The following is an 18,006-nucleotide window of genomic DNA, read 5'->3' on the forward strand; positions in this document are numbered from 1 at the left end:
GGCGGATCACGCAGGGCTGCGGGTCGCCGCGGCGACCGCGCGCAGCAGGGCGGGCGCGGCGCGAGCGAGCGTCGCGGCGAGGCGCTGGGCCGGAGGCGCCACGGCGAGACGCGAGGTGAGGCCGGCCGCCCGCACGCGCGGGCCGAAGCGCGAGGCGAGCCGACGCTGCACCTCGGCGGACGAGGTGCCGGCGAGCAACGCACCTGCGGCGACCCTCGCGCTGACAAGCGCGATCGCCATCCCCTCGCCGCAGAAGGAGGGGATCACAGCGGCTTGGTCGCCGACGTAGATCGGCCCGTCGGTCGCCCGGCGCACGGCGCCGTAGGGGAGGCGGGCGACGGCGAGGGGCCGTCCGTCATCGATCCGCGCGCCGGACAACAAGGCGTCGGCGTGGGGGCAGGCGCGTCGAACCGCCTGGAACACGTGCTCCGGGCGACCGAGCGCCCTCAGCCGAGATCCTTCGACGACGAGGCACACGTTCATGCGGCCGTCCTCCACCGGCTGCAGCCCGCAGTAGCCGCCAGGAAACAGCGCGAGGTGCACTGCCTCGCCGAGGAGCGCGCGGGCCGACGGGGACGGCTCGGCGTAGAGCTTCAAGCCGACGAGGGAGCCGTGCAGTCCCGCACCACGAGGCCGTCCGGGAACGTCCGATTTGCCGCTCGCGACGACGACGCGGCGCGCCTGCCACGCGCGCCCGCACGAGGCGTTGACGCGCCACGCTGCGCCGCAGCGTGCCACCCTGCGCACGGTGACGCCGCGGACCACCGTCGCGCCGTGCGCCTCGGCACAGGCGAGCAGCGCCTCGTCGAGGCGGTGGCGGGTCAGCGATGCGGCGGCGAACGGGAGCCCGATCTGCGCCGCGACGCCGGTGGCTGCCACCGCGACCTTGGCGAGGGGGACGGCGCCGAGCGCCCTCGCAGGCGTGCCCAGCGTGGCGAGCTCGGCGAGGGCGACCCCGCTCAGGAACTCGCCGCAGACCTTCGCACCCGGCGAGCGTTGGCGCTCCAGCACCACGGTGCGCACGCCGTCCCGCGCGAGCCCGATGGCCGTGGCGGCGCCGGCGATGCCGCCGCCCACGACGACGACGTCGATCACGCGAGCTTCTCGACGCATAGGCGGAACGGGGCACCGATGCCGATCCGCGTATCCGTCACTCCGGCGTCGGCGAGGAGACGCTGCCAATCCGCCCGACGGAACGCCCTTGCGAACGACACCGGACCGTCGTGACGCACCACCTCGTGCCTGCGAGTGACCGTCGCCAGCGCGGCGAAGCCGACCGCGGCAAGGCGCGAGCGGTAGAGGTCGTTGATGAGGAAGCTGCCGACCCGGTCCATCACGCGCAGGAACGTCACGACCTCTTCGTCCTCCAGGTGATGGGTGAACAGGCTCGCGATGACGGCGTCGAACGGCTCGTCGGCGGCGAGCGCGCGCGCGTCCCGCGTCACGTAGGTGATGGCGAGACCCTCGCTCGCCCCGCGGGCGATGGCGGTGGCGACCGGGTTGAGGTCGGCGCCCACGAGGTCGGCCTCGACGCCGCGCCGGGCGAGGTGGCGCGCCACCTGCCGCAGCGTGTCGCCGTACCCCGAGCCGACGTCGAGGATGCGCGTCCGCCCGGGCCGGCGCGCGACCAGGCGGTCCACGAAGCGCAGCACCGGACGATAGCCCAGGGACGCCCGGTTGACCGCGGCAAGGTCGGCGAGGCACCGCTCCAGCTCTGCAGGGTCGGTGATGGCGTCCATCAGCTCAGGGGCGGCGTGCGGCGGGGTGCGGGCGGCGAAGCTCCTCAAGCGACGGCGAAGCGCAGGCCCTCGGCGGTGACCCCTGGGCCGAACGCCAGGGCGAGGCCCGACGCACCGCGCGAGGGGTTCGCGGCCATGATGTTCGCCATCACGAACAGCACGCTCGGCGAGGACATGTTGCCGTAGTCGCGCAGCACCTCCCGCGAGGGGCGCACCGCGTCCTCGGTTAGGGCGAGGGAGCGGGCGACGGCGTCGATCACCGCCTTGCCGCCCGGGTGGAGCGCCCACAGTTCGATCTCGTCGGCGCCACCGGGGACCATCGAAGCAACGGCGTCAGGCAGGGCGTCGCCGAGCGTCGCCGGCACGCGCGTCGACAGGCGCATCTCGAAGCCGAGGTCGCCGACGTGCCACGTGATGAGGTCGTCGGCCGCTGGGATCAACGCGGTGCGTGAGTCCTCGATCCGCAGCCCGTCGGGCTCTGCCGTGACCATCGCCGCCGCGCACCCGTCGGCGAAGATCATGAACGACAGCAGCCGCTCTACATCCTCGGTCTCCTGCATGTGGAGCGTGCACAGCTCGACGGCGACGACAAGGACGCGAGCACCTTCCTCCGACCGCACGATGGCCCGCGCCAGGCGCAGGGCGTTGATCGCCGCGTAGCAGCCCATGAAGCCGACCATGGTGCGCTGCGTACTGGGAGCGAGCCCCAAGCGTCGTAGGAGCGCGAGGTCGACGCCTGGCGCCGCCATGCCCGTGCACGAGCATACCACGAGGTGCGTCGCCCCCTCGAACGGGACGGCAAGGCGACGGACCGTCGCCTCCGCAAGGGCAGGCGCCTCGCGCTCGAACATGCGCATGCGCTCAGCCGTCGTCGGGAAGTTGTCGGGGACATAGCGACCGTCGGCATCGAGCGGCAGCGCATGGCAAGAGCTCGCTCCTTGGAGCTCCTCAGCGCTCGCCGGCCGCGGCTCGACGACCGAGTAGCGCCGCTCAATGCCGGACTTCTGAAGCGTGCGCGCGAGGACGGCCCGCTGCCGCTCCTCGAGCCGGCGCATGCCGCGCGCGGCGAACAGGTGATGGATCTCGTGACGTGGGACGCCGATGGAGATCGCGTTGATGTGAGCCTCGCGGGGGGCCATCTCAGCGCGCACCACGGATCGAGCGCCTTGCAGTCAGGGGTTCGGTCAAGCTGAAGGCACCTCGTCACGCACGCCGGCCCTCGGCCCGTCGTACTCGGCAGCGGCCGGAGGGTGGATGGCCGTCAGCCGGTCGAGGTAGCGGCGCGACCACGCTGCGGCGGTGTTCGTGGTGACCTTCTCGTTGAGCGCGCGCCAGCGCTCGATCCGCTCTTCACGCGGCATGCGGATCGCTTGGCGCAGTCCCTCCGCCAGCTCGTCGATGGAGTAGGGGTTGACGATCACAGCCTCGGTCATCTCCTCGACGGCACCGGCGAAGCGCGACAACACGAGCACTCCAGGGTCCTCCGGGTCCTGAGCGGCAACGTACTCCTTGGCCACAAGGTTCATGCCGTCGCGCAGGGGCGTTACGAGCCCGACGGCCGAGGCCCGGTAGATGCCGGCCAGCGCGCGGCGCGGGAAGGAGCGGCTGATCAGGTGGATCGGTGTCCAATCGAGGTCGGCGAAGCGCCCGTTGATGCGCCCTGAAAGGCCCTCCAGAAGGCGTTGGATCTGCAGGTAGGCCCGCACCTCCGAGCGCGACGGCGGCGCGATCTGCAGGAGCCGCACCTGGCCCTTGTGCTCCGGGTAGAGCTCCAAGAGCCGCTCGAAGGCCTCGAAGCGCTGGGGCAAGCCCTTGGAGTAGTCGATCCGATCGACGCCGACGATCTGGCGCTGGCCGTCGAGCTCGCGGCGCATGAGCGTGAGGTTCTCCGCCCCCTCGTCCGCCTCGTGGAACTTCGAGAACGCGCCGGCGTCGATGCCGATGGGGAAGGCGTCCGCCAGCACGGTCTGGCCGAAGGCAGAGATCGAGCCGTCCGCGTTGCGTACCCCGTCCGCCTCCTCGAGGAGGTAGCGCTCGAACGCCTCGAGGTGATTGTTGGTCTGGAAGCCGACGAGGTCGTAGGCCGACATCGCCTCGGCGAGCCGCCGGTGGTTGGGCAGCGCCGTCAGCACCTCCGGCACGGGGAACGGGATGTGCAGGAAGTAGCCGATGGGGTTGGTCACGCCGGCGCGCCGCAGCTCCTCGCCGAAGAAGAAGAAGTGGTAGTCGTGGACCCACACGATGTCGTCCGGTCGCAGCAGCGGCACAAGGCGGTTCGCGAAGCGCTCGTTGACCCTGCGGTAGCCCTGCTCCAGACGCTTGTCGAAGTCGGTGAGGTCGAGCCTGTAGTGCATCGTCGGCCACAGCGCGCGGTTCGCGAAGCCGGCGTAGAACTCGTCGAAGTCCGCCTGGGCGACGTCGATCGTCGCAGTGGAGACGTTGCCGTCCTCATGGAACTGCAGCGGTCCGAACGTGCCCTCCTCGGACACTTCGCCGGACCAGCCGAACCACAGGCCCCCACGGTCGCGCAGCACGTCGACGAGCGCGACCGCGAGGCCACCGGCACGTCCGGTGTCGCTCAGCGGGCCGACGCGGTTCGACACGACGACGATGCGGGTCATGGGCCGGCCTTTCGATGGGAGGCCCTATAAAGCATCCCGGTGCCGAGCTTGGGAAGTCGGTACCGCCCATGAAGGCGCGACCATCCGCGCGCCCAGCGTCCACCGGCCTTGGATGACGTCCGACGGACGAGCCGTCAGACCACCTTGTCCCAGCGGCGGGAGAGGCGGACCGCGCCGTTGATGATGCCGACCATCGAGTAGGTCTGCGGGAAGTTGCCCCAGAGCTCGTTCGTCGCCGGGTCGACGTCCTCCGACAACAGCCCGAGGTGGTTGCGGCACGACAGCATCGTCTCGTAGATCTCGCGCGCCTCCTCGCGGCGGTCCATCCGCCCCAGCGCGTCGATGTACCAGAAGGTGCACACGTTGAACGCGGTTTCCGGCCGACCGAAGTCGTCCGGCGCGTGGTAGCGATAGAGGTGGTTGCCGCGGCGCAGCTTCTCGCCGATGCGGCCGACCGTGGCGACGAAGCGCGGGTCGAGCGGGTCGAGGAAGCCGACCTCCGCCATGAGGAGGAGCGAGGCGTCGAGGTCCTCGCCGCCGAAGGACTCGACGAACGCTCCCGCCTTGTCCGACCACGCCTCCTCGCAGATGCGCGCGTGCACCTCGTTCGCACGGGAGCGCCAATGCTTGGGGCTAAGGCCGAGCTGGTTGGCGATCTTGGCGAGGCGGTCGAGCGCCGCCCAGCACATCAGCGAGGAGGAGCTATGCACGCGCGCCCTGGTGCGCAGCTCCCAGATGCCGGCGTCCGGCTGGTCATAGAGCATGTATGCGCGGTCGCCGATCACCTCGAGGTGGCGGAAGTCCTGCATCGAGCCGCGGCGCAGGAGCCGGCGGTCGAAGAAGGACTGGGCGGCGGCGAGCACGATGTTGCCGTACACATCGTGCTGGCGGTGCTCGTAGGCCTGGTTGCCGACGCGCACCGGCCCCATACCGCGGAAGCCGGGCAACTCCTCGACGCGCTCGACCAGCGCCTCCTCGAGGCCGATGCCGAACACTGGCTGCACGTGCTCGCCCTTGGTCAGCGCGATGATGTCGCGGATGTAGGCGAGGTAGTTCTCCAGCGTCTGCATGTCGCTGAGCGCGTTCAGCGCGCGGACGACGAAGAACGCGTCGCGCAACCAGCAGTAGCGGTAGTCCCAGTTGCGCTGCGACCCGAAGGCCTCGGGGATCGAGGTGGTGACCGCGGCGACGATGGCACCCGTCTCCTCGAAGGTGCACAGCTTCAGTGTGATGGCGGCGCGGATCACCGCCTCCTGCCACTCGAGCGGCAGGGCGAGCCGCAACGACCAGTTCCGCCAGTAGGCGTCGGTCTCCTCCTCGAACTCGCGGCCGATGGAGGCGGGGCTGCCGGTGAGCGATTCGTCCGGGCCGAGGAACAGCGTCATCTCGCGTTCCAGGACGAAGTAGGTCTCGTCGCGGATGTAGGTGATCGGCGCGTCCGTGGTGAGGCGCAGCGCCATGCCCTCGCCGACGTAGCGCACGTGGTTGGAGCCCGACGTGATCTGCGGCACCTCGGTCCCGAAGTGGAAGCGCGGGCGCAGCACGATGCGGACGCGCGGCCGGCCCGACACGGGGCGCATCCGCCGCACGATCTGGGCCGGGCGGAAGCTGCGGCCGCGCGACAGGAAGCGCGGGCAGAAGTCGTCGATCTCCACCGTCGAGCCGTCCGAGGCCACGAGGCGGGTGCGCAGGATCGCCGTGTTCTCGATGTAGCTCTGCTCGGAGTGCGAGTGATCCTCGATGAGGATCGCGTACTCCCCGTCGCCATCGTTGCCGTTGGTGCCGAGGAGGGAGTGGAAGACCGGGTCGCCGTCGGGTCGCGGCAGGCACCACCAGACGATGTTGGCGCGGTCGTCGACGAGGGCGGAGACCGAGCAGTTGCCGATGATGCCGAGCGCGAGCGTCGTCACGCCGGGACGCCCGCCAGCGCTGCGAGCCAGGCGTGCACTGCTGCGACGTCCGGCAGGCGGTGGGGCGCATCGGTGCTGCCTTCGCCGACCTTGATGCCGTAACCACCGGCGGCGTTGGCGGCGCGGATGCCGTCCTCGTCCGTCACGTCGTCGCCGATGAAGATCGGCGTGCGGCCGGCGAACGGCGCGCGCTCCAGGAAGGCGCGGACCGCGGCGCCCTTGTCGAAGCCGCGGCGCTTGGCCTCGACCACCATCTTGCCGTGGATGAGGTGGAGCGTGTCGAGGTCCTCGGTGGCCCGATCCATGGCGGCGACCACGTCCTCCTGACGCGATGGCTCGGCACGGTAGTGCACCGCGAGGCCGGCGCCCTTGTCCTCCATGACGACGCCGCTCGACCCCATGAAGGGGAAGTCGGCGATGCGCTTGCGCAGCGTGTCCATCTCCGGCGGGGCCGGCTGATGCTCGATCTCACCACCGGGCGTGCGGCGGAACTCCAGCCCGTGCATGCCGGCCGCGGCGATGGGGATGCCGAGGAAGCGGTCGATCTCCTTCACCGGCCGGCCGGACACCACGGCGACGGCGCCATCGGTTCGTGCGACCGCGCGCTCGATGAGGTCGTGGAGCGACGGCGCGACCACGACGCCGTCCGGGCGGTCGGCGATCTCGACGAGGGTGCCGTCGAAGTCGAGGAACAGCGCGGGCCGGTCCGGGACGGGTGGGGTCATGAGGCTTCCAGATCGCTCGGGGACGGTCCCACGCGGCCGCCGCGCGGACCATGCCGATTCAACCTGTTGGGGGCAACACTCGCCGCTCGGTTGCCTTGCAAAGGTCGTAGATCACGCACGCCTCGCACAGCGGACGCCGCGCCTTGCACACGTGCCGGCCATGGAGGATGAGCCAGTGGTGCGCGCCGTGGAGGAAGCGCGCGGGCACCACCTTCTCGAGCGCGCGCTCCACCTCGTCGGGCGTCCTCCCCGGGGCGAGGCCGAGCCTGTTGCCGACGCGGAAGATGTGCGTGTCCACGGCGATGGTCGGTTGGCCGAACGCGACGTTGAGCACGACGTTCGCCGTCTTGCGGCCGACGCCGGGCAGCGCCTGCAGCGCGGCGCGGTCCGCCGGCACCTCGCCGCCGTGCTCCTCGACGATGGCGCGCGACAGGGCGATGACGTTCTTCGCCTTGGTGTTGAACAGCCCGATGGACTTGATGTGCTCGCGCACCCTGTCCTCGCCGAGCGCCAGCATCGCCGCCGGGGTGTCCGCCTGCGCGAACAGCGGGCCGGTGGCGCGGTTGACGCCCGCGTCCGTCGCCTGCGCCGACAGGACGACGGCGACAAGGAGGGTGAACGGGTTCTGGAACGTGAGCTCTGACTGCGGCTCGGGGAGCGCCTCCGCCAGGCGCTCGAACACGGCCTTAGCCTCGATCTTCGTGTATCGCGAGCGCTTCAGCGTGCGAGGCTTTGCCGCGGAGGCTGGCGAGGCCGGCCGCGGCGGCCCGCCCGCGGCCTCCTCCGCAGTGACCACGGCCGGCGCCTTCGTCGTCCGGGCCTCTGCCTCCCGGCCCGCCCTTCTCGTCCGCGCCGAAGTGGTCTGCGAGGGGCGACCGGTCACAGGAATGCCTCGGCCCAAACACGCTCGATGATCGGCGTCCACGACGCGTGCGGCTCGGCAAGCGTCGGCGCATCCACCTCGACGCCCTCGCCGAACGCGGCGCGCGCCTCGTCCGGCAGCGCGTCGACGTCGAGCACGGTGGGGTCCCCCCAATGGGCAGGGTCGGCCTTGCGCGCCTGCGCGTCGGGCTCGAGGAGCAGGTTCGCGAGCACCAGCGCGCCGGCAACGTCCTGCGCGTTCCACGGGACCGCGACGAAGTGCACGTTGCCGATGGTCCCGCCCTCGAACGCCGCGATCCGCGAGGCTGGGGGCAGGAGGCCGTCGTTCACGCCGGCCACCGCGTCCGAGGGGTTCCCGGTCAGCGCGAGCTCGATCTCGCCGTCGGCGTAGAGCCGCCTGAGGTCGCCGACGCCCTCCGGGAACCCCTCGCCCGACCGCCACAGGTGCGGATGCAGCGCCTCGAGGAAGGGGAGCAGCGCGTCGCGAACGACCTCCGCGGCGTTTTCGCCCGCCGGCTCGTAGAGCACCGCGCGGTCCTGGACGGTGTCAAGAAGGACCTGCTTGAGGAAGGTCGTCCCGGTGAAGTTGGGCGGCTGGGGATAGGTGAAGCGCCCGGGGTTCGCCTCGGCGAAGCGGCGGAGCCCGGCGAGGGATTTCGGCGGCTCGCGCGTGCGCTCCGCGTCGTAGATCATCGCGAGCTGGGCGCGCCCCCAGGGGCTCTCCTGCCCGCGCACGTCGACGCCGAAGTCGGTGCGGATCGCGTCGCCGTAGCGCGCCATGTCGACGAGGTCGCGATTGGGCAAGGCCTCGGCCCAGCGGCCTTCCAGGAGGAGGTCGTTCTCCTGCATCGCGACGAAGTTCTCGCCGTTGATCCACACGAGGTCGACGGCGCCGCCCGACGAACGCCCGGCCGCCTTCTCGGCGAGGACGCGGGCGACGGCCTCGGCTGTGTCCGTCACCTTCACGTGGTTCACGGTGATGCCGTAGCGCGCTTCGGCCTCGCCACCGACCCAAGCGATGTAGTCGTTGATGTGCGTCTCGCCGCCCCACGCGTACCAGTCCACCGTCTGCCCGCGTGCGGCCTCCACCACCGCCTCCCAGTCGGAGAAGCTGGGCAGCGACGGTGACTGCGCACCGGCTGGCCCAGCGAGCGCGGCGGTGACGATCAGGACGTGGAGTGTTGCGCGCACGGCCAGGCTCAGCCTCCGGAGAACGCCGCCTCGAGGCGGGAGGACGACAGGATCTGCGGCAGCACGACGGGATCTCCCGTCGCCGGGTAGTGCACGTAGAGCGGAACACCGGCGCGGCCGAACCGTTCGATGAGGCGCGTGACGTCAGGGTCGCGCCGCGTCCAGTCCGCCATGAGGTAGGTGACGCCGTGGTCGACGAGGGCCGTGCGGAACGCGTCGCTCGCGAGGACGGTGCGCTCGTTCACCTTGCAGGTGATGCACCAGGCTGCGGTGACGTTGAGGAACACGGGGCGCTCCGCGGCACGCAGCGTGGCAAGCCGCTCGGGCGTGTAGATGAAGGCCGAGCCGTCGGCGGCGACTGCCTCCCCACCGGGGGCGCGAGCTGCGATCGCGCTTGCAGGTCCGGCGCCGACGGCAGGCCACAGCGCGACGAGCGCTGCGGCGAGCGCGGCTGCCGCGAGCCCCGTCGCTGCGCGGTGGGAGGGTCCGTCGCCGCGCTGGGAGAGGCCGTAGAGCCAGGCCGCGAGCGCCGCGAGCACCAGCGCCGCGAGGGCGAACAGCAGCGCATCCACCGACGTGAGCTGGGCGAGCACCCACAGGAGCCATGCCGCGGTGAGGTAGAGCGGGAAGGCGAGCGCCTGGCGCACGCGGACCATCCACACCCCAGGCCGCGGCAGGAGGCGCGCGGCACCGGGGGCCACGGCGAGCGCGGCGAACGGCAGCGCTAGGCCGATCCCGAGCGCCGCGAAAACTGCCGCCGCGTAGGACGGGGCTGCGACGAGGGCGGCGCCCATGGCCGGACCCATGAAGGGCGCCGTGCACGGCGTCGCGACGACGACGGCGAGGAGGCCGGTGGAGAAGGCGGCTGCCGGCCCCGAGGTGGCGCCGACGCCCCCGAAGCGGGTCAGCGCCGCGCCGACCTCGAAGACGCCCGACAGGTTCAGCCCGAACAGGAACAGGAGGAGCGTCATCGTCGCGACGAACTCCGGCGACTGGAGCTGGAAGCCCCAGCCGACGGCTTCGCCCGCGGCGCGCAGCCCGAGGAGGACCGATGCCACGATGGCGAGGGTGACGAGGACGCCCGCGGTGTAGGCGGCCCCGACGGCCGCCCTGCGCGCCGGCCGCTCGTCGGCGTGGGCGACGAGGCCCAGCGCCTTCACCGCGAGCACCGGGAAGACGCACGGCATCAGGTTGAGCAACAGCCCTCCGAGGAAGGCGAGCCCCGCCGCCTGCCACAGCGCCAGCGTCGCCCCCCGAGGCCCGGTCGCCGTCGATGGCACCGCCTCCTCCGGAGCGACCGGCAGCGCGACGGGTGCTGCGGGCGCAGCGGCGGCGAGCGGTGCCATGTCGGGCGCCCCGGTCGCGGTGAGGCGGACCGCACCGTCCGCGGTCGTCAGGACGCCGGACAGGGTGCCGTCGAGCGCTCCGCGACCGGGGACGAGGGTGAGGCGCACCCCGTCGGCCGTCGGCACCGCCTCCTGCGGCTCGGCGTGGGCGATCGCCTGCCGATCGAACGCGAAGAAGTGCGCGTCCTGAGCCGTCGCTCCGGGCACCGTCAGAAGGAGGCGGCCATCCTCGCGCTCATAGGTCGCAGGGGCATCGCTCGGCTCAGGCAGCGCCCACTCCGCCTGGACGAAGGTGAAGGCGACGCCGGAGTCGGCCTCGCTCAATGGTCCGGTCGGCACCTCGAAGGACGCCGTCCCGCCCTCGGGGATGCAGATGTCCGCGCACACCAGCCAGTCGATCCGCACGCTGACCGGCCACGGCCTCCCCACCGGCCAGTCGGAGGGCACCGTGAGGTCGGTGAGGAGCGTGAAGCGCTCCTCATAACCGTGGTTCATCAACGGCGGGTACGGCAGTGCCTCGGGGGCCGGGAAGCGCAGGTCGCCGGCAGAGCCGCCCTCGAGCGACCAGTCGAGGATCGGTGGCTCCCCGGAGTCGCCGGGGTTGATCCAGTAGGTGTGCCAGCCGGGCGCGACCTCGTGCCGGATCGCGACGTCCACCGCCTCGCCCGGCGCGGTGACGACGTTGCGCAGGGCGATCTCCGCCTCGATGTGCTCCGCCGCGATGGTCGCGACGGTCGCGCGGGCCGGCATGAGGCCCGCGATGAGCGCTGCAAGGACGAGGAGGACGACGCGCGGCATCGAGCGGGGTTCCGTGGGGGCTGTAGCTGATCTAGTCCCACCTGAACCATGCCGCAAACCGGCAGGCGTCACGTTCGTGCGAACGAAAGGGCCCGCCCCATGCCATCGGACGTCCCGTTCACCATCGCGCTGTGGTGCGTGCTCGCCGCGGCCGTGCTCCCGATCCTTGCGGTCTACCCGGCGAAGTTCGACCCCGAACTCGACAACCGCGACCCGCGCGCCCGGCACGCCCAGCAGACCGGCCTCAGGCGGCGCGCGTTCGCCGCCCACCAGAACGGCTTCGAGGCCTTCGCGCTGTTCGCCGTCGCCGTCCTCGTCGCCACCATCACCGGGGCCGACCGGGGCTGGGTGGACGCGTTGGCGCTCGTCTTCATCGCTACGCGCGTGCTCTACACGCTGGCGTACTACGCCAACCTCTCGCTGGTGCGCTCGGGGCTGTTCTCGGTCGGGTTCGGCGCCTCGGTCGCCATCTTCACCGCCTCGCTGTGGGCGTGAGCTCGCGCACCGCAGCGATTACATCTCGTTCAGACACGAACCCGTCGGCTTGCGCGGGCGGGCCCGGTCGATAATCTCAGCCGCATCATTCGTGGAGGTTGTGCCATGCGTGCCACGCTCTGGGCGCTCGCGCTGCTGCTGACTGCCGTTCCTGCAACCGCCCAGGATGCCTCGCAGCCCGCGGCGGGCGGGCAGGCGGCCGCGGGGGCATCGTCCGGCGGGGGCGCGGAGCCCGAGTGGCGTCACGCGACGGCGCTCACCGGCGAGCCGGGCTACGCGCCGGGGTTCGCGCACTTCGACTACGTCAACCCGGACGCGCCGAAGGGCGGGCGGGTGCGCCTCGCCGATCCGTCGGGCTACGATTCGTTCAACCCGGTGCTCACCCGCGGCAACCCCGCGCCCGGCATCCTCCTCACCTACGATCCCCTGATGGCGCCGGCGTTCGACGAGTTGAACATCTCCGGCGCCTACCCGCTCATCGCCGAGGCGGTGCGCTACCCCGACGACTACGCCTGGGTGGAGTACCGCATCGACCCCGACGCGCGCTGGCACGACGGCACGCCCATCACGGCGGAGGACGTCGCCTGGACCTTGGAGGCGGAGAAGGCCGCTGACCCCAACCTGCGCTTCTACTACCAAGACGTGGTGTCGGCCGAGGTCGTCGCCGAGCGCACCGTGCGCTTCACCTTCGCACGGGCGGGCAACCGCGAGCTGCCGCACATCGTCGGCCAGCTGCGCCCGCTCCCCAAGGCGTGGTGGACCGGCGAGGGGGCGGACGGCGAGCAGCGCTCCATCACCGAGGGGACGCTGGAGCCGCCGCTCGGCTCCGGCCCGTACCGCATCGCCCGCTTCGAGCCGGGCCGCTTCGTCGAGTACGAGCGCGTCGAGGACTACTGGGCGGCCGACCACCCGACGCAGGTGGGCAAGAACAACTTCGACACGATCCGCTACGACACGTACCGGGACCAGACGATCATCGTCGAGGCGTTCAAGGGCGACCGGTTCGACTTCCGCGAGGAGAACAGCGCGAAGAACTGGGCGACGGGCTACGACTTCGCGGCGGCCGAACGTGGCGACGTCGTGATGGAGGCGTTCCCCACCGAGGCGACCGGCGTGATGCAGGCGTTCGTGATGAACCTTCGGCTGCCGAAGTTCCAGGATGCGCGGGTGCGCCGTGCGCTCAACCTGATGTACGACTTCGAGACCCAGCGGCGCACGATCTTCTACGATCAGTACGATCGCATCTCGTCCTACTTCATGGGCACCGAGCTGGCGGCCGAGGGGCTGCCCGAGGGCCGGGAGCTTGCGATCCTCGAGGAGGTGCGCGACCTCGTCCCGCCCGAGGTGTTCACCGAGCCCTACGCCAATCCGGTCGCTGGCTCGCCGGACGCGGTGCGGCAGAACGCGCGCCAGGCGGTGCAGCTGTTCCGCGAGGCGGGCTACGAGATCCGGGGCGGCACGATGGTGAACGTCGAGACCGGCGAGCCCTTCACCATCGACTTCGTCGCGAACTCCCCGGCGACCGAGCGTTACGTCCTACCCTACAAGAACAGCCTCGCGCTCATCGGAGTCGACCTCAACTTCCGCGTCGTCGACTCCTCGCAGTACCTCGAGCTCATCCGCTCGCGCGACTTCGAGGTGGCGACGCTCGGGTGGGGTCAGTCCTCTTCGCCCGGGAACGAGCAGGCGAGTTACTGGGGCTCACAGGCGGCGGACCAGCCGCAATCGCGCAACTACGCGGGCATCAAGGATCCCGCGGTCGACGCGCTCATCGAGCGGGTGATCCTCGCCGAGGACCGCGAGACGCTCGTCGCGGCGACGAAGGCGCTCGACCGCGTGCTCCTCGCCCACGACTACGTCATTCCGCTGTTCTACACGCCCTACGACCGCACGGTGCGATGGGACAGGTTCGGCCGGCCGGAGGAGATCCCACCCTACGCCGCCTTCTTCCCGACGATCTGGTGGTACGACGAGGAGAAGGCGGGCGCGCTGGAGGAGCGTTCTTGACCCGCCTCACCCGGCGGCGCGTCCTGACGCTCTCGGCGGGGGCTGCCGCCGCCGTCGCGGCGCCATGGCCGGCCCGTGCCACGAGCCTCGCCGACCTCGAGCGGCGCCATGCGCTCACGGTGTTCGGCGAGCCGAAGCATCCCGCGAACTTCGCGCACTTCGATTACGTGAACCCCGACGCCCCGCGCGGCGGGGCGCTCCGCCTGGTGCCGTCGTCGTTCGCGTTCAACCAGAACCCGACGACGTTCAACACCTTCAACATGTTCATCCTGCGCGGTGACTCGCCGCCCCTCATGCAGCTCTGCCACACGAGCCTCATGGTGCGCGGGCTCGACGAGCCGGACGCGGTCTACGGCCACGCCGCGCAGGGCGTCGCGGTGGACGGGCTGCGCTATGCGTTCACGCTGCGCGACGGGATCACCTTCTCCGATGGCTCGCCGATCACGGCCGAGGACGTCGTCTGGTCACTCGAGACGATCGCGCGCGCCGGCCATCCCGTCCTCGCCCAGTCCCTCTCCGACGTCGCGGCCGTCGACGCGGTGGACGGGCGCACCGTGGCGATCACGTTCGCCGAGGGGACGTCGAACCGACTGCCGCCGCTGGTGGCGACCTACCCGATCCTGTCCCGCGCGTACTACGAGGCGAACGACTTCACCGCGGCCAAGCTCGACGTGCCGGTGACCTCCGGTCCCTACACCGTCGGCGCCTTCGACCCTGGACGGTACGTGGCGTTCGCTCGCCGGGCGGACTACTGGGGCGATGCCATCGCCACCGGCCGCGGGCACAACAACTTCGAGACGGTGCGGGTGGAGTTCCACCGCGAGCGGACCTTGGCGTTCGAGGCGTTCAAGACGGGGCAGCTCAACTTCCGCGAGGAGTTCACCTCGAAGACCTGGGCCATCGAGTACGACTTCCCTGCGCTGCGGCGCGGCGAGGTGGTGCGCACGACGTTCCCCGACGAGCGGCCGGCCGGGGCACAGGGCTTCTTCATCAACACGCGGCGCGAGAAGTTCGCCGACCCGCGCACGCGGCTCGCGCTGACGCTGGCATTCGACTTCGAGTGGACCAACGCGAACCTGTTCTACGGCGCCTACAGGCGCACCGTCTCGTTCTTCATCAACTCCGACATGATGGCGACCGGCGAGCCGTCGGCCGCCGAGGTCGCCCTCCTCGAGCCGTTCCGGGCCGAGCTCGACCCCGCCGTCTTCGGACCGGCCTGGACGCCGCCGACCTCCGACGCCACCGGCCGCGACCGCGCGCTCCTGCGCCGGGCGAGCGAGCTCCTGGCCGCGGCCGGTTGGGAGCGGCGCGGCGGGCGCCTGGTGAACGGCGCCGGCGAGCCGCTCACGGTCGAGTACCTCTACCCGTCCGAGCCGACCTCGGAGCGCATTTTCCTGCCTTACGCGAACACCTTGTCGGCGCTCGGCATCGACGCGCGCCTGAAGCCCGTCGACCCGACGCAGTACCAGGCGCGCATGGCCTCCTTCGACTTCGACCTCGTGACCCGGCGCTACGCCTTCTCGCCGACGCCCGACGAGACGATCCGCTCCTACTTCACGTCCGAGGCGGCGGCGCAGGAGGGCTCGCGCAACATGTCGGGCATCGCCGATCCGGTCGTCGACGCGCTGGTGGAGGCGATGCTCGCCGCATCGACCCGTGAGGAGATGCTGACCGCGGCCCGCGCCCTCGACCGCGTCCTTCGCCTCGGGCACTACTGGGTGCCCCAGTGGTACAAGGGCGAGCACACCGTGGCCTACTGGGACACCTTCGGAATCCCGGACGAGAAGCCGCGCTACGACCTGCCGGTGGAGACCACCTGGTGGGCTAAGGACGCTTGATGAACCGGCCGCCGCGGACGCCCCGCTGATGCTCGCCTACATCGCCCGGCGGCTCCTCCTCATGGTGCCGACGATCTTCGGCATCCTGCTGATCTCGTTCATCGTCGTGCAGTTCGCGCCGGGTGGCCCGGTGGAGCGCTCGCTCGCCGAGCTCCAGGGCACCGCCGTCGGCGCGACGGCGCGCATCAGCGGCGGCACGGCGGCGGGCGACTTCGCGGGGACCGGCGCGGGCGTCGACGCCACCGGCGGCTCGGGCTCGGTCTACCGCGGCTCCCAGGGCATCGATCCCGGCCTCATCGCCGAGCTCGAGCGGCAGTACGGCTTCGACAAGCCGCCCGTCGAGCGCTTCGTCCTCATGCTCACGAACTACCTGACCTTCGACCTCGGCGAGAGCTTCTTCCGCGACCAGCGTGTGTGGGACCTCATCGTCGACGCGCTGCCGGTGTCGATCTCCCTCGGCCTGTGGGTGACGCTGATCTCCTACGTCATCTCGATCCCCCTTGGCATCCGCAAGGCCGTGCGCTCGGGCTCGACGTTCGACGCCTGGACGTCCGGCGTCATCATCGTCGCCTACGCGGTGCCGGGCTTCCTGTTCGCGATCCTCCTCGTCATCCTGTTCGCCGGCGGCTCGTTCTTCCAGATCTTCCCGCTCGGCGAGCTGACCAGCGAGAACTTTGCGGAGCTGTCTCTCCCCGAGAAGGTGCTCGACTACTTCTGGCACCTGACGCTGCCGCTCATCGCGCTGTCGCTGTCCGCCTTCGCGACGACGACGCTCCTCACCAAGAACTCGTTCCTCGAGGAGATCCGCAAGCAGTACGTGATGACGGCGCGCATGAAGGGGCTGTCTGAGCGCAAGGTGCTCTACGGGCACGTCTTCCGCAACGCGATGCTCATCATCATCGCCGGCTTCCCCGGAGCGTTCATCGGCTCGTTCTTTACTGGCTCGATCCTCATCGAGACGATCTTCAGCCTCGAGGGGCTCGGGCTCCTTGGCTACGAGAGCATCTTCGACCGCGACTACCCCATCGTGTTCGGCACGCTCTACGTCTTCTCGCTGCTCGCGCTGGTCATCAACCTTCTCACCGACCTCACCTACACCTTCGTCGACCCGCGCATCGACTTCGCGTCCCGGGAGGTCTGACGATGGACGAGCGCCAGAAAAGTCCCGTCGGCGGCACCGTCCACGCCGGCGAGCCTGCGGTCGCCTCCGATGCGCCGACGGCCGTCGCTCCGCGGCAGGCGGCAGCGTCGCCCGTCGCGCGGGAGACCGGCGCGCCCGCCTCCGGCGACCCGGCCCACGACCTGCGCGTGCCGTCGGCCGAGCGCGAGGCGACGGTGCTTCCCACCGGCGCCGGCTACGGCGTTACCACGATCAACGCGCGGCGCTGGCAGATCTTCCGTCGCCACAAGCTCGGCTACGTCTCGCTGTGGCTCTTCATCCCGCTGTTCGTGCTGTCGCTGTTCGCCGAGTTCCTGGCCAACGACCGGCCGCTCGTCGCCATGTACAAGGGCGAGCTCCTGTTCCCCGTCCTCGTCGACTATCCAGAAGAGAAGTTCGGCGGCTTCTACGCCCGGACGGACTACCGCGACCCGTTCATCCACGACGAGATCGCCGCCAACGGCTGGATGGTGTGGCCGCCCATCCGCTACGACTACCGTGTGGAGAACAAGGCGCCGCCGACGCCGCTGCCGTCGGCGCCGTCGTGGATGTTCGATCGCGAGGAGCGCTGCGCCAAGCTGCCCGCCGGCGTCGACGACCCGGGCTGCACGGTGTGGAACTACAACTGGCTCGGCACCGACGACCTCGGTCGCGACGTGCTCGCCCGCGCGATCTACGGCTTCCGCCTGTCCGTCCTGTTCGGCCTGTGCCTCACCGTCCTGTCGTCGGTGATCGGCGTCGCGGCGGGCGCGGTGCAGGGCTACGTCGGCGGCTGGACGGACCTCCTGTTCCAGCGCGTCATCGAGATCTGGACGGCGATCCCCTCGCTCTACCTCATCCTCATCTTCTCGGCCGTGTTCACGCCGAGCTTCTTCCTCCTCCTCGGCATCCTCCTGCTGTTCTCCTGGGTCGCGCTGGTCGGCGTGGTGCGCGCCGAGTTTCTGCGCGCGCGCAACTTCGAGTACGTCACGGCGGCGCGCGCGCTCGGCGTCGGCCCGGTGACGATCATGGGGCGCCACCTGTTGCCCAACGCGATGGTGGCGACCCTTACGTTCCTGCCGTTCATCATGTCCGGCTCGATCACCACGCTGACCTCGCTGGACTTCCTCGGCCTCGGCCTGCCGCCGGGGTCGGCCTCCTTGGGCGAGCTGCTCGCCCAGGGCAAGAACAACCCGAACGCACCCTGGCTCGGCCTGACCGGCTTCGCCGTCATTTCCCTCATGCTGTCGCTGCTCATCTTCGTCGGCGAGGGCGTCCGCGACGCCTTCGACCCGCGGAAGACCTTCGCGTGAGGG

14 protein-coding genes are annotated in these 18,006 nt (G+C 70.9%); 5 read left to right on the top strand and 9 right to left on the bottom strand.

All coding sequences use genetic code 11. The annotated features are described in order from the left end of the window. Positions 1–6 precede the first annotated feature (6 nt). The 9 genes from ACOOE8_RS12765 to ACOOE8_RS12805 form a co-directional block, all read right to left on the bottom strand. A complete protein-coding gene (locus ACOOE8_RS12765) occupies positions 7–1,095 on the bottom strand; it encodes an NAD(P)/FAD-dependent oxidoreductase (protein WP_420391832.1) in 1,089 nt (362 codons plus the stop codon). Continuing rightward, complete coding sequence (locus tag ACOOE8_RS12770; protein WP_420391833.1) at positions 1,092–1,787, bottom strand: methyltransferase domain-containing protein; 696 nt, start codon at positions 1,785–1,787, stop codon at positions 1,092–1,094. Before ACOOE8_RS12770 ends, ACOOE8_RS12765 begins: the two co-directional genes overlap by 4 nt. Beyond that, complete coding sequence (locus ACOOE8_RS12775) at positions 1,784–2,878, bottom strand: type III polyketide synthase (RefSeq protein WP_420391834.1); 1,095 nt, start codon at positions 2,876–2,878, stop codon at positions 1,784–1,786. The genes ACOOE8_RS12770 and ACOOE8_RS12775 overlap by 4 nt, the downstream gene beginning before the upstream one ends. Positions 2,879–2,923: 45 nt before the next feature. Continuing rightward, positions 2,924–4,360, bottom strand: a complete 1,437-nt coding sequence (locus ACOOE8_RS12780; RefSeq protein WP_420391835.1) for an alpha,alpha-trehalose-phosphate synthase (UDP-forming) — start codon at positions 4,358–4,360, stop codon at positions 2,924–2,926. A gap of 134 nt (positions 4,361–4,494) precedes the next feature. Further along, positions 4,495–6,270 carry a glycoside hydrolase family 15 protein gene (locus tag ACOOE8_RS12785; RefSeq protein ID WP_420391836.1) on the bottom strand — a complete coding sequence of 592 codons (1,776 nt, stop codon included), beginning with the start codon at positions 6,268–6,270 and terminating at the stop codon, positions 4,495–4,497. Further along, positions 6,267–6,995, bottom strand: coding sequence for a trehalose-phosphatase (gene otsB / locus ACOOE8_RS12790; protein WP_420391837.1), 729 nt, complete (start codon positions 6,993–6,995; stop codon positions 6,267–6,269). Before otsB ends, ACOOE8_RS12785 begins: the two co-directional genes overlap by 4 nt. 58 nt (positions 6,996–7,053) lie before the next feature. Next, positions 7,054–7,791 carry an endonuclease III gene (nth, locus tag ACOOE8_RS12795; protein ID WP_420391838.1) on the bottom strand — a complete coding sequence of 246 codons (738 nt, stop codon included), beginning with the start codon at positions 7,789–7,791 and terminating at the stop codon, positions 7,054–7,056. Between the two features lie 83 nt (positions 7,792–7,874). Further along, a complete protein-coding gene (locus ACOOE8_RS12800; RefSeq protein ID WP_420391839.1) occupies positions 7,875–9,068 on the bottom strand; it encodes an ABC transporter substrate-binding protein in 1,194 nt (397 codons plus the stop codon). Between the two features lie 8 nt (positions 9,069–9,076). After that, on the bottom strand, positions 9,077–11,212 hold the full coding sequence (locus tag ACOOE8_RS12805; protein ID WP_420391840.1) for a protein-disulfide reductase DsbD family protein: 2,136 nt from the start codon (positions 11,210–11,212) through the stop codon (positions 9,077–9,079). Positions 11,213–11,311: 99 nt separating this feature from the next. Between ACOOE8_RS12805 and ACOOE8_RS12810 the strand changes: the two genes are divergently transcribed. The 5 genes from ACOOE8_RS12810 to ACOOE8_RS12830 all read left to right on the top strand — a co-directional run bounded on the left by ACOOE8_RS12810 (position 11,312) and on the right by ACOOE8_RS12830 (position 18,003). After that, entirely contained in the window at positions 11,312–11,707 is a 396-nt protein-coding gene (locus tag ACOOE8_RS12810) for an MAPEG family protein (protein ID WP_420391841.1), read from the top strand. 105 nt (positions 11,708–11,812) lie between these two features. Continuing rightward, a complete protein-coding gene (locus tag ACOOE8_RS12815) occupies positions 11,813–13,714 on the top strand; it encodes an extracellular solute-binding protein (protein WP_420391842.1) in 1,902 nt (633 codons plus the stop codon). Further along, complete coding sequence (locus tag ACOOE8_RS12820) at positions 13,711–15,552, top strand: extracellular solute-binding protein (protein ID WP_420391843.1); 1,842 nt, start codon at positions 13,711–13,713, stop codon at positions 15,550–15,552. Before ACOOE8_RS12815 ends, ACOOE8_RS12820 begins: the two co-directional genes overlap by 4 nt. A 28-nt stretch (positions 15,553–15,580) precedes the next feature. After that, positions 15,581–16,693: a microcin C ABC transporter permease YejB gene (locus ACOOE8_RS12825; RefSeq protein ID WP_420391844.1), complete on the top strand. Its 1,113-nt coding sequence runs from the start codon at positions 15,581–15,583 to the stop codon at positions 16,691–16,693. Between the two features lie 2 nt (positions 16,694–16,695). Beyond that, positions 16,696–18,003: an ABC transporter permease gene (locus ACOOE8_RS12830; RefSeq protein ID WP_420391845.1), complete on the top strand. Its 1,308-nt coding sequence runs from the start codon at positions 16,696–16,698 to the stop codon at positions 18,001–18,003. Positions 18,004–18,006 lie beyond the last annotated feature (3 nt).

This window comes from Acuticoccus sp. (assembly GCF_965213555.1).
Taxonomy (GTDB): Bacteria; Pseudomonadota; Alphaproteobacteria; order Rhizobiales; family Amorphaceae; genus Acuticoccus.

Bases quoted from the DNA above. Each gene is read 5' to 3' on its own strand.
- otsB (WP_420391837.1), bottom strand. From the start codon at position 6,995: ATGACCCCACCCGTCCCGGACCGGCCCGCGCTGTTCCTCGACTTCGAC.
- ACOOE8_RS12815 (WP_420391842.1), top strand. From the start codon at position 11,813: ATGCGTGCCACGCTCTGGGCGCTCGCGCTGCTGCTGACTGCCGTTCCT.
- ACOOE8_RS12810 (WP_420391841.1), top strand. From the start codon at position 11,312: ATGCCATCGGACGTCCCGTTCACCATCGCGCTGTGGTGCGTGCTCGCC.
- ACOOE8_RS12805 (WP_420391840.1), bottom strand. From the start codon at position 11,212: ATGCCGCGCGTCGTCCTCCTCGTCCTTGCAGCGCTCATCGCGGGCCTC.
- ACOOE8_RS12775 (WP_420391834.1), bottom strand. From the start codon at position 2,878: ATGGCCCCCCGCGAGGCTCACATCAACGCGATCTCCATCGGCGTCCCA.
- ACOOE8_RS12780 (WP_420391835.1), bottom strand. From the start codon at position 4,360: ATGACCCGCATCGTCGTCGTGTCGAACCGCGTCGGCCCGCTGAGCGAC.
- ACOOE8_RS12825 (WP_420391844.1), top strand. From the start codon at position 15,581: ATGCTCGCCTACATCGCCCGGCGGCTCCTCCTCATGGTGCCGACGATC.
- ACOOE8_RS12830 (WP_420391845.1), top strand. From the start codon at position 16,696: ATGGACGAGCGCCAGAAAAGTCCCGTCGGCGGCACCGTCCACGCCGGC.